Source organism: Ruegeria sp. AN11, assembly GCF_056536005.1.
The window spans coordinates 195559-207500 of sequence record NZ_JBQFJD010000002.1; the positions used below are offsets into that span (position 1 = coordinate 195559).

Here is an 11942-nt window from a genome sequence, read left to right on the forward strand (position 1 = left end):
TGCGAAAATCAAAACAGCAGTTTTGTCTCCTTCCGTCACTTGCCAGAATCTACCGATTCAAAGGCGCTCCAACCCTGCACGGATCATTTCAACCAGGCCGCGTGCGAAGGGTAGATCGTTTATGTATTCGTCAATTGTGAAGTCTCCGTTTATTTGAGGCAATTGTGCTCTGGCCAGCCCTGTTTCACCGGCGAGGCTATGCACCGCGGAAATAATCAAACGATCGATGAAATAGTCTCGCACATCTATTTGGCGTACTTTTTCGACAGCGGCCTTGAAGTCTCCTTTCTCAACGTCTTCCAAGCAAAGTGTAATCTGGGTCCAAGTTGGCAACATGGGATTCGCATCCGTCGCTTGTCGTACCAATTCCGCGCCTTTATTGGGGTCGCCGACTAATGCAATCCATCCTCCAGCCACAGCGAGCAGAAGATTGCCATTCGGATTGGCGCGAATTGCGGCATCAATTAATTGCAGAAAACTAGGTTTATCTCCATCCAATTGGGCATAGACGGCTGCTGCGATCAGAGCCTCCTGGCAATTTGGCTCAAAAGCCAGTGCTTTATCTGCGTGAGTTCGGCCATCTTCGACAACGGACTTCAGTCGTTTTTGTCCGACACCTACCTGTTCAACATATCCAAACGCCAAAAGTGCATGCGCCAAGCCACTGGTTGGGTTCTCCCTGACAGCGGCTTGCGACAGTTCCAACATTCGCGCCAAGCTGCTGACTTTATTTGCGCGAAGGTGGGTGTGGAACGCCAACAGAGCTTCATACACGTTTGAGTCCGAAGCTGGTCGCGTTTGAGCGTTTCTCGCAGCGTCGGTTGCAACAAACCCATATGCATCCGCAATACAGACGGCGCAGCGCTTTGCGACGTCTTCTTGAGCTTCGAAAATATTGGCGTTGCTCAAAAAGATGTCTTTGCGCTCCGACCAAACTAGGTCACCGGTGTCTCTACGTTTCAATTGAACAACTATGCGCAAACACTCGCCATCTTCGCGAACCGTTCCGCCCAGAACATAGTCGCAGCGCTCAAGTGAATTATGTTCTTCCTGGGTTTCTAATTTCGAGTTTTCGGCCCTAAAACCTGTAAGTACCCGGACATAACCGAAACGGGCGAGTTCCAATGCAATCTCTTCTGGCAAACCATCGCGGAAAAAAATTGCACGCGCAGTCTCTGACCCTGAGAACGATCTAATGCCTAGCGTGGGCAACCTTGGCGTTTGCTCATCAGTCAAACTCGCGTCGCTTGCCTGAAATTCTCGAATGCGAAAGGTGGGTCGATACCGACCTTTTGGAACCGATATTTCTACCCTGTTTTGTCGACCTGAGGTCAAATAGTAATAATTTAATGCCTTTCTCAGTTTTACCGCTTCAGTTCGCACAACGGGATCAGTGTTGGGATCAAAGTCTGCGCCTCGTCCAAACACATCCATTGCCAACGCAGTGCCATGAAGTTCTTTACCCCTGCCGTCGATTTCACTTCTGACGAGGTGTTCAAAAAAAATTCTGTTGCGTTCGCTGACCGCGAAATCACTCGAACCAACAATACGTTCCAGCTCTTCCAAGACCTCTTCTCTACTCACTTCTAAGGGCAAGAGTCACACCTTGGGGTCAGCCGCGCCAAACAACCTAAGTAGCACACTCTGGTAGCACGACCAAGGAGACAAAACCTTTTGGAAGTGATCGCCATCTCTAAGTTCGGCGTTTCGTGTTCCAACTTATTTTGACTGCGATAGCAACTGTTGCAAACGACCTGACGGGTGCGTTGTGCACAATGCGCTCTTCTACTGCATTTATGTGGGCAAAGCTGTCGTTCGAAGAATCTTTAAAGACGAAAATGCAAATGCGTGGTAGCTCCAGATTATGGCAACGACATCTGCGCGAAATCGACCATCCATCCCTTACGCATTTGCCGTTTTTGGTGTTCTTTTTGCTTCAATCTGTTTCGGCCTGGTTCCCTACTTCAGCCGCAGCCTAACCGAACAGGGAGTTGCACCGTATGTGGTCGCATTCTACCGCTACATTGTTGCGGCAGTTCTTTTGCTTCCAGTTCTCATCTTGCACCGAAAAGAATGGCGAGAGATCACTTGGGGCCTTTCAGCCGGAGCAGTAATGGGGATTGGTTGGATCGGATATGTAACGGCGCTGGAGAAGTTGCCCGCATCGACAGTGGGTGTGCTCTACATGACCTATCCGGTGTTCACCCTAGCTACTGCCTGGGCTGTTTTTGGCGATGCACCCACGCGACGCGCCATATTGGCCGCTGGTCTGATTGTGGTGGCGGCTGTCATTGCTGGTTCGCCCGCGTCAGTGCCTGCGGAGCATCTGCCAACGCTGCTGCTATCCCTTGCCGCCCCATTTGGGTTTGGCTTCGGAATTTGCGTCCTGGTACACAGGTTGTCACGGATTGCGCCGTTGGCACGTATCGCGTCAGTTTCTCTGGGGTCTGTACTGGGCCTCGCACCGCTTATCCTTTGTGCTGAGGTTGGAGAGCTTCTTCCTGAAGAACAATCCGATTGGCTTCTCATTGCTGGTATTGGACTGGTCACCGCGTTCGTGCCCCAGCTTATCTACACGATTTGCTCGCCTGTCATTGGAGCCACCCAAACTGCGGTGGTCGGAAGTATCGAGTTACCCACGATGTTTGCCGTGGGACTTCTTGCTTTTGGCGAAGCCATCTCTTTTCCTCAAGCTTTTGCATGTGCCTTAGTGCTGGGCGCAATTGCGATCACAAGAAGTAAAAAGACGCGCACCGTATCTACCGTGCTCGCAAAATCACCGAGGCGGTACTAATGGGCTTATTATGGTCGTTCACTACATTTTGTCGGAACGATTAGTTGGTTACCAAAAGCAGCTATAGACTTGAGGTTATGTGCTAGAGAACCCGCCAGAGCTGCGCTTCTGCAGATCTCATTTTTTGGCAAACTTTCACCCTGCCTTTGCGCCAGACAATATCCGGCCCCCGCTCCTTCCCCCCGTCATGCAGGAGAAGGCCCTTCACTTTCAGGTTCGTATCCGCGCGATGCCTATTGTCGGTGGCCAGCCGCTTCCCCGCAGGCTTCTCACCTGCCCCGCTTTGACCGCGCACGGTCTCGGCGGTCCCCGGTCCGACGAGTGTCTGGAGACATCTGTCGACCGGTGGGTTCCGTTGTCGCGTTTCTGCACCGGGCCAGAAGGAGCCGCGTCGGTGCGGGATGGGGTAGTCCCCGAACCATAGTTCACAATTGGAGGCCGGTTGTGAACGTACCGTGGTCACCGCTTTTTTTGATCGTTTGCGAGGGAAAGCAGCAAGCATAAACCGGGCGCAACGGAGACGAGGAGACCCGTCCCGACTCGGAACGTCCGATTTTGCGTTCTTGCTGACCAAGTGTATTGATCTGCTTTTTTTGTTCCTTGTATTTCGCACGGCCGCCAACATTAGAGGCCGCAGCTGTCTGGAAGCGCTGTAGGCCATCGAAAGCGCGGGCGTCTTGGATCAGCGATTAAAGACAGAACCTGTTTGCAAGCTGTTCTCTTCCTGTTCTTTTGTTTATGTGCAACCTTTGAAGGGGCCGCTTCGTCTCAACCAGCGCTTTCTGAGCAATCAGTACTGCCTTGATGAACGTAAGCTTTTGGACGAGCGGCCTGACCCTGAAGTGTGCCAAACGGAGAATAAGATGAACGCTAACTTGGACGGTGGCCTGAACGATCATGGCAACGTTGAAGATGGTGATGGTGACTTTTCCGTCTATCCGCACATGGATGGGATAAAGTGTTCCATGTCATGGAAGCTCGGCAGTTATGGCGAACGCGGTGCTCTCTCTGATGACATGATCGAGAGCTTGGCTGAACGGTTTGACCTGCCAACTAAGCTCGTACGCGAGCTCTCGGTGCTTCTTGGGAATTGCCTCAACAACGATGAAGACATCGCAATCAACCTGACCGAGGTCCGGCGCTCGCAAGCGATTGAACGAGGTCAAAAGCACCTCAAGACACTCCTGCGGGAAGCCAAACGGGGCACAATTACTGCACAAGAACTCCGGAACGCATTGGGCTCGCTTTCGACTTATTTCGCATCGACGCCAGAAGATGCAGTCCTTCTTCCCCAAGTGCTCGATAAGCTTGAGACCGCAACGACACTTACTCAGGACGTCATAGATGACATTCGGCGCATCTGTGCGACGCCCGGCGCGGTTGCGGAGATGTCGCCCCGAGACAAGCGGTTCTCGCGCGACAAACGCCGTCAGTACATCGTCGAGAGTTGCTGCTATATCTGGAAAGATGCCGGTCGCCCCCTGACCTATACGACATATTCAGACGGTCGCCCCGGAGGACAACGGCAAGGCCCGCTCGTAAACTTTATCCAGGCTGCCGTGAGGATCATAACCGAACCGGAGCAAATCCTGAGCGGTGAGACGATCCGCGTGGATATTGACGATTTTCGCGACAGGCTTGAGCGCGAAGAGAAAGAGCGTTGGGCCCCGCCGGAATCGGGCAATCAATACACTTAGAATGAGCAAGCCTGCGTTGTCATGGTCAAGGCATGACACGCGTTCCTGCCAAACCCCTTTCTGACGACCAAGCGCACCAGCAGGTTGAGACAGCGATAGGCCAGTTGGTCCGATTGCTGGCTGCCCAGGCAGTACGGGAACTGGGCCGGGATGCGTCTGACCAAAAGGAGGCGCATCAGGATGCCACAGATCAATGCCAAGAAGAACCGACCCCGCAAGCTTCTGACGGTGAAAGACGTCGCTGAACTGGACAATTGCTCGGAGAAGACGGTGCGCCGTGCGATTGCGGCTGGCCTGCTTGAGGTTATTCGGGTGGGCCCTGGCGGACGCCTCATCCGCATTGATCCGGCAGCTCATGCCGCCTACCGGCAGGCACAGTGCTGGTAGGAGCTCACGACAATTAATGTTCATTAATGTCAATGTGTTACGGTCATTTCGGGAAGAGGGCATCCCCGTAAGTTGCGAACTTTCTGTGCTACGCTTTTCCCGAATCGGACCTCCTGTCCACACCCGTCCACCCGAGACCTGACATGTCCAAAGGAACGCAAACCCGATGACTAGCCAAACTCCTGTTCCATTGACATTGGCCTTCGTCAAAGCCGACACACCGATGTTTGCCGACCTTATCGAACAGCTGCACTCCGACACCTCTCTGTCGGACGGACGCCGCCGCGACTTGATCTTCGGCCTGCGCCGTGTGGCCAAAGCCCTTGGGCTGCCGCCAGAGGATGTGCCCTGCGATAGCCGCTGGTTGCAACCTCGTTTGGCCAAAATCGCCCCAGCCACACTCGGTCTCACACCAAAGAGTTGGCAAAACGCGGTCAGTGATGCGCGGGCTGCGCTCTCGCACTTCGGGCTGGTGGAGCGGCGCTTCAACCGGATCGAAGATCTGCGTCCTGCCTGGAAAGCGCTCTGGGCGAATGTACTGGCGTCCGGTGACAAGACATTGCAACCCGCGCTCTGCCGCTTCGTGCACTTTCTAAACCGGCAGGGCGTTGAGCCTGCCAACGTATGTTCAGACCATGCCGCGGCCTATCGAGAAGCCCTTGCGCATAATGAGATCAGCAAATCACCGGATGTCGCATATCGGGCTGCGGTCAACGGCTGGAACCTGGCGGTCCGACGTATTTCTGCATGGCCCAAGGCCATCCTGCCTCTGGAAACGCGTCGGAAGGTCATCACCTTTCCAGCGACTGATTTTCCGGCGCCATTCCAAACTGCTCTTGCAAAGCTGATGCATCGTCTGTCCAATCCAGACCCCTTGGCAGATGACGGTCAGAACAGAGCACTCCGATCCGCGACCCTGTCCCAATACCAAAGACAGTTGGTTCGGTTTGCCTCCGAACTCGTTCACTCTGGTATCCCGATCGCGGAGATTGGCGGATTGGACGTCCTGATTGATCCGGTGGTGGCTGAACGCGGTTTGCGCCAGATGCTGACGCGTACCAACAACCAGACTACAAAGATGATCAGCGAGATAGCCGCGTTGCTCCGCAATCTGGCCCGGATACTCAATGCACCCGATGACGCCCGCGATGCATTGGCCGGGCTTGCCGCGCGCCTGGCCGTCAAGCCTCAGAATGGCATGACCCAAAAAAACCGAAGCCGGCTGCGGGTGTTGCAGGAGGACCGGCATCAGCAGCGCCTGCTGCTCCTGCCTGAACGGATTTTCGCGCGACCACGCGGCACGTCCAAGCCGTATGGCTGGGCTCTGGCACGCGAAGATGCGCTCGCCATCGCCATCTTGCTGGTCTGCCCGGTTCGCGTGAAGAACCTGGCTGACATCCACCTGGAACGCCACCTGCACCGTCCCGGTGATGGCCGAGCCTACCTGGTTCTGGAAGACGGCGAGACAAAAAATGAGCGACCTGTCGAGTTCGAGATCCCGCGTGATGTATTGCGCATGATCGCCGTTCATCTCAAATCTCGCTGTCCGGAACTCTGCCCCGCTGGAACGCCTTGGCTGTTTCCCCGCAGAGATGGTCAGCATTCGGTTGATCCTGGCGTTCTGTCTGCGCGCGTCTCCAAACGGATCCGGAAGGAAACGGGGTTGGAGATGAACGCCCACCTGTTTCGACATTTCGCGGTGATGAACTGGCTCGACGCTAATCCCGGCGGCTACGAGGTTGCGCGCCGGTTGCTCGGGCATTCTGAGGTCAGCCACACCATCAACATGTATTCCGGTCTTGAGGCACGGTCGGCAACACGTGCCTTTGCCGACCTGATAGAATCTAAGAAAGGGCGTCGATGATGAGCCTTGTTCTGCCGCTCGACGAATGGCCCGCGCAAGACCGGGAGATGTGGCTCAACCTTCAGGCGGGAGGTGGACCGCTTGACGAGTGCGGCGCGCTCTCACATCTGCGCGCGACCTCGCTGAAGACTTTGGAGTTGCGCTATGCCCGATGGCTTCAATGGCTGATTACAAGCGATGCGAAGGCGATCACACTGCCTCCGGCTCGACGCGCGACTCTGCCGCGCATGTCCGCTTGGCTTCGGGACCTCTCACACACCCGGCCAATGACCCGGTTGATGTTCATTGACGGCGTTTTGCGTATCCTCTCCGCGGCTGACCCGACACAGAACTGGTCCGCTCAGCGGAGATTGAAAGCGGGATTGAAGCGCACCGCAGGACGGGGTGATCGGGATCGCAAACTTGGGCGTGTGTTGTCCAGCGAGGTTCTATTCAAGTCGGGAATGTCTCTAGCGACGGGTCATGCAGAAGCGGCCCCAACACAGCTACGCCGTATGATGTACCTGCGGGATGGCACCATGATTGCCATGCTGGCCTTGATGCCGATGCGGCGACGCGCCTTTGCCGGCCTTCGGATAGGCACATCCCTGTATGTCACAGCAGACACCATGACCGTCGCGCTCCCGGGGGATCTGACCAAATCAGGGCAGCCATGGGAGGCTGATGTTCCTAGATGCGTTGACCCGCTCTTGCGTCGTTATGTCAATGAAGCCCGTCCCTTTTTTATGGAGCGTGGCCAACAACAACACGATGTCTTGTGGGTCGGCAGGACAGGCGCACCATTAAAGCAAGATGCGCTGAGCCCCCGGATCGCGGAGCAGACCCTGAAGCTGACTGGTCGCCGTATTCCACCGCACTTCTTTCGGGATGCCGCCGCAACGACATTGGCGCGTTCCTCTCCGGAACACGCAAAGCTGATCCGACCAATACTGGCTCATACGAGCTTCGGAACGGCGGAGCATCACTACATTCACGCCCAAACCATTGAAGCAGGCCGCGACTACGCGGATCTGATCAACCAGAAGAAAAAGGTCTGTCGATGACCCGAGTCGCAATCTATGCCCGTTTCTCCAGCCAGATGCAGCGAGACGCATCGATCGAAGACCAGATGCGACTGTGCCGGGAGCGGGCAGAACGCGAGGGCTGGACCATTGTTGACGCCTATTCGGATCGAGCGGTCTCTGGTGCGTCCATGTTGCGTCCCGGGCTGCAAGCGCTCTTCAATGCAACCCAGGAAGGACGAGTTGATCTGATCTTGGCAGAGGCGCTGGATCGGTTGAGCCGGGACCAGGCAGACATCGCTGCGATTTTCAAACGCCTGAGCTTTGCAGGGGTCGGCATCATGACTCTGACCGAAGGCGAGATCAGTGAGTTGCATGTGGGTCTCAAGGGGACCATGAACCAACTGTTCCTCAAAGATCTGGCCGACAAAACTCGACGTGGTCTGCGCGGGCGGGTCGAGCTTGGCCGTTCCGGCGGCGGCAACAGCTACGGTTACGACGTCGTCCGGCGTCTTGGGCCCGACGGCCAACCCGTCACGGGAGAACGAATGATCAATGCACCGGAAGCTGAGATTGTCCGACGGGTGCTTCAAGAGTTCTCCGAGGGGCATTCTCCCAAAGCCATCGCGCGCCGCCTGAAAGCCGAAGGTATTCCCGGTCCCCGTGGCAAGTTATGGCGTGACACAGCCATTCGAGGGCACCGAGTGCGTGGGACGGGCCTTCTCAACAATGAGCTCTACATCGGCCGCCTTGTTTGGAACCGGCTGCGCTACATCAAGGACCCGGAGACCGGCAGACGTGTTTCCCGTCTCAACGATCCGTCCAAATGGATCATCACGGAGGTCCCCGAGCTGCGGATCGTCGGGGATGAGCTTTGGGAGGCGGTCAAAAAGCGGCAAGGCGAGATCGAGGCTGATCCCCGCGTCAAAGCCATCAAGGAAACCAAGTTTTGGGAGAAGCGTCGCAAAAAGCACCTTCTGACAGGTCTTGTATTCTGCAGCACCTGCGGAGGGCCGCTCGCGACAGTCGGGCGCGACTACCTCGCCTGTTCTGCCGCCCGCAAACTCGGCACCTGCACGCACAGGCAATCCATTCGCCGCCATATACTGGAAGACGCCGTGTTGGATTTGCTGCGCCGACGTTTGATGCAGCCCGACGCAGTGGCCGCTTTTATCAAGTCCTTCAGCGAAGCCGCCAACGCAGAAGCCAGCACAGCGGAGGCAGCCCGGACCCGTCTGCAATCCGAGCGGGACAAAGCGGCGCGCAAACTGAATGGGTTCTATGATGCAATCGCAGAGGGCATTCGTACCCCCGGCCTTCAAACGCGGCTCGAAGAGCTTGAAGCGCAGATCGCCGGTCTTGACGCAAAGCTCTCCGAGCCTGTGCCCTCACCGGTGCGCCTACACCCGAACCTGTCGGAACTCTATCGCTCAAAGGTCGCCGATCTGGCACAGGCACTATCAGACCCGGCGATCCGCACGGGGGCCTTGGAGATTATCCGGGGCTTGATCGAACGTGTTACGATCCAACATGAACGGGATGGCGTGCAGATTGATTTGGAGGGTGCCCGGCAGCGATGATTGGGTTGGTCCAGAACGACAAAAGCCGCCTTGCGGCGGCTGGTTCGGTAAAAGTGGTTGCGGGAGCAGGATTTGAACCTGCGACCTTCAGGTTATGAGCCTGACGAGCTACCGGGCTGCTCCATCCCGCGACACTTTTGATGACCTAGCGCTTACGCTACTTGAGGTCTTGTGTTGGCCTACCGCCTATTCGGCTACTTGAGACCGGGTAGTGTTTTTTCATCGTCAGAGAGAAGGGGGATTTTGCTAGGTTTGGCGGTGACCTACTCTCCCGGGGCTTAAGCCCAAGTACCATTGGCGCGGCAGTGCTTAACTTCCGGGTTCGGGATGGGACCGGGTGTTTCACTTGCGCTATGACCACCAAACCGAGGAAAATCCCCGTCGCTCTTTTTGCCAAGCAAAAAGGCGACGCGCAGGAGGCAGCGTATTCGCGAAGCGGATGCGCGTTCCTGCACAGTTGTTATGTCAATCAACACCGTGCAATCCGCTTTGCGGATTGTCACGTCATTGTCCAACTCAAGGTCGGTGTATGCTTCTGGTTTGATTTTGTCTTTCCATTACTGGATCAAATCAAGCCTATCGGGCGATTAGTACCGGTCAACTGAACGCATTACTGCGCTTACATCTCCGGCCTATTGACGTGGTGGTCTTCCACGGCCCTCAGGGAGACCTTGTTTTGAGGGGGGCTTCCCGCTTAGATGCCTTCAGCGGTTATCCTGTCCGATCATAGCTACCCAGCACTGCCGTTGGCACGACAACTGGTCCACCAGTGGATCGTTCACCCCGGTCCTCTCGTACTAGGGGCAACTCCTCTCAAGTCTCCTACACCCACGGCAGATAGGGACCGAACTGTCTCACGACGTTCTAAACCCAGCTCACGTACCTCTTTAAACGGCGAACAGCCGTACCCTTGGGACCTGCTCCAGCCCCAGGATGAGATGAGCCGACATCGAGGTGCCAAACACTGCCGTCGATATGGACTCTTGGGCAGTATCAGCCTGTTATCCCCGGCGTACCTTTTATCCGTTGAGCGATGGCCCTTCCACTCGGGACCACCGGATCACTATGGCCGTCTTTCGACTCTGCTCGACTTGTCAGTCTTGCAGTCAGGCTGGCTTCTGCCATTGCACTCAACGAGCGATTTCCGACCGCTCTGAGCCAACCTTCGCGCGCCTCCGTTACGCTTTAGGAGGCGACCGCCCCAGTCAAACTACCCGCCACGCAGGGTCCCGGATCCGGATAACGGACCGCGGTTAGACATCAAGAGTGCGAAGGGTGGTATCTCAAGGGAGGCTCCACAGGTACTTGCGTTCCTGCTTCAAAGCCTACCACCTATCCTGCACATCACAATCCTGATGCCAGTGCGAAGCTGTAGTAAAGGTGCACGGGGTCTTTCCGTCTAACCGCGGGAAGCCTGCATCTTGACAGGCAATTCAATTTCGCTGAGTCGATGTTGGAGACAGCGGGGAAGTCGTTACGCCATTCGTGCAGGTCGGAACTTACCCGACAAGGAATTTCGCTACCTTAGGACCGTTATAGTTACGGCCGCCGTTTACCTGGGCTTCAATTCAAGGCTCTCACCTCTCCTTTTAACCTTCAGGCACCGGGCAGGCGTCAGACCCTATACGTCGTCTTGCGACTTCGCAGAGCCCTGTGTTTTTAATAAACAGTCGCCACCCCCTGGTTTGTGCCCCCAGCCCCTAGTTGCCTAGGAACCGGGCCTCCTTCTCGCGAACTTACGGAGGTATTTTGCCGAGTTCCTTCAACATCGTTCTCTCAAGCGCCTTGGTATGCTCTACCAGTCCACCTGTGTCGGTTTAGGGTACGGTCTGATGGAGGGCTATTTCCAGGAACCACTCAGCAGCCCAATCAATCCGATAAGATTGAACTACACCTGTGATCCGTCACATCCTCCTGGCCTAGGAATATTAACCTAGTTCCCATCGCCTACGCCTTTCGGCCTCGGCTTAGGGGCCGGCTTACCCTGCTCAGATTAGCTTTAAGCAGGAACCCTTGGACTTTCGGCGAGAGTGTCTCTCACACTCTTTGTCGCTACTCATGTCATCATTCTCACTAGTGATCTCTCCACCGGATCCCTCACAGGCCGGCTTCATCGAAAGAACTCGATCCGTCATTACACCCGCTGATATTTCACAGGTGGATGCAAATACGGATGAGTTCTATGTCACACTACGCTCTGCTACCATGCCTTACGGCATCCTAAGCTTCGGCTCATGGCTTGAGCCCCGTTACATCTTCGCCGCAGGACAACTTATTTAGACCAGTGAGCTGTTACGCTATCTTTAAAGGATGGCTGCTTCTAAGCCAACCTCCTGGTTGTTTTGGTCGTCCCACCTGCTTTCCCACTTAGCCATGAATTGGGGGCCTTAGCTGTAGGTCAGGGTTGTTTCCCTCTCCACTACGGACGTTAGCATCCGCAGTGTGTCTGCCATCTAGTACTCCCGGGTATTCGGAGTTTGGTTAGGATCAGTAAGCCTGTGGGGCCCCATTACCCATCCAGTGCTCTACCCCCCGGGGTATTCGGATGACGCTCTACCTAAATAGATTTCGCAGAGAACCAGCTATCTCCGAGTTTGATTGGCCTTTCACCCCTAGGCA

The 11942-nt window shown here is 55.7% G+C and carries 7 protein-coding genes, 1 tRNA gene and 2 rRNA genes (1 of these 10 running past the window's edge); 6 read left to right on the forward strand and 4 right to left on the reverse strand.

Annotation, left to right across the window (positions count from 1 at the left end; all coding sequences use genetic code 11):
* Window positions 1-57 precede the first annotated feature (57 nt).
* A complete protein-coding gene (locus ACR3EQ_RS20840) occupies window positions 58-1566 on the reverse strand; it encodes a hypothetical protein (RefSeq protein ID WP_480491968.1) in 1509 nt (502 codons plus the stop codon).
* A gap of 298 nt (window positions 1567-1864) precedes the next feature.
* Between ACR3EQ_RS20840 and ACR3EQ_RS20845 the strand changes: the two genes are divergently transcribed.
* The 6 genes from ACR3EQ_RS20845 to ACR3EQ_RS20870 all read left to right on the forward strand — a co-directional run bounded on the left by ACR3EQ_RS20845 (window position 1865) and on the right by ACR3EQ_RS20870 (window position 9323).
* Window positions 1865-2794: a DMT family transporter gene (locus tag ACR3EQ_RS20845; protein WP_480491970.1), complete on the forward strand. Its 930-nt coding sequence runs from the start codon at window positions 1865-1867 to the stop codon at window positions 2792-2794.
* A gap of 677 nt (window positions 2795-3471) precedes the next feature.
* On the forward strand, window positions 3472-4491 hold the full coding sequence (locus ACR3EQ_RS20850) for a hypothetical protein (RefSeq protein ID WP_480491972.1): 1020 nt from the start codon (window positions 3472-3474) through the stop codon (window positions 4489-4491).
* Window positions 4492-4671: 180 nt separating this feature from the next.
* Window positions 4672-4878, forward strand: coding sequence for a helix-turn-helix domain-containing protein (locus tag ACR3EQ_RS20855; protein WP_170619977.1), 207 nt, complete (start codon window positions 4672-4674; stop codon window positions 4876-4878).
* A gap of 166 nt (window positions 4879-5044) precedes the next feature.
* A complete protein-coding gene (locus tag ACR3EQ_RS20860; protein WP_480491973.1) occupies window positions 5045-6742 on the forward strand; it encodes a tyrosine-type recombinase/integrase in 1698 nt (565 codons plus the stop codon).
* Window positions 6739-7785, forward strand: a complete 1047-nt coding sequence (locus tag ACR3EQ_RS20865; protein WP_480491975.1) for a tyrosine-type recombinase/integrase — start codon at window positions 6739-6741, stop codon at window positions 7783-7785. Before ACR3EQ_RS20860 ends, ACR3EQ_RS20865 begins: the two co-directional genes overlap by 4 nt.
* On the forward strand, window positions 7782-9323 hold the full coding sequence (locus ACR3EQ_RS20870; protein ID WP_480491976.1) for a recombinase family protein: 1542 nt from the start codon (window positions 7782-7784) through the stop codon (window positions 9321-9323). The genes ACR3EQ_RS20865 and ACR3EQ_RS20870 overlap by 4 nt, the downstream gene beginning before the upstream one ends.
* Before the next feature lie 54 nt (window positions 9324-9377).
* Here the strand turns inward: ACR3EQ_RS20870 and ACR3EQ_RS20875 are convergent.
* The 3 genes from ACR3EQ_RS20875 to ACR3EQ_RS20885 all read right to left on the reverse strand — a co-directional run.
* Window positions 9378-9454: transfer RNA gene (locus tag ACR3EQ_RS20875), tRNA-Met, on the reverse strand.
* A gap of 119 nt (window positions 9455-9573) precedes the next feature.
* Window positions 9574-9688, reverse strand: a 5S ribosomal RNA gene (gene rrf, locus ACR3EQ_RS20880).
* A gap of 201 nt (window positions 9689-9889) precedes the next feature.
* Window positions 9890-11942: ribosomal RNA gene (locus tag ACR3EQ_RS20885) — 23S ribosomal RNA — on the reverse strand; it runs 790 nt beyond the window's last position.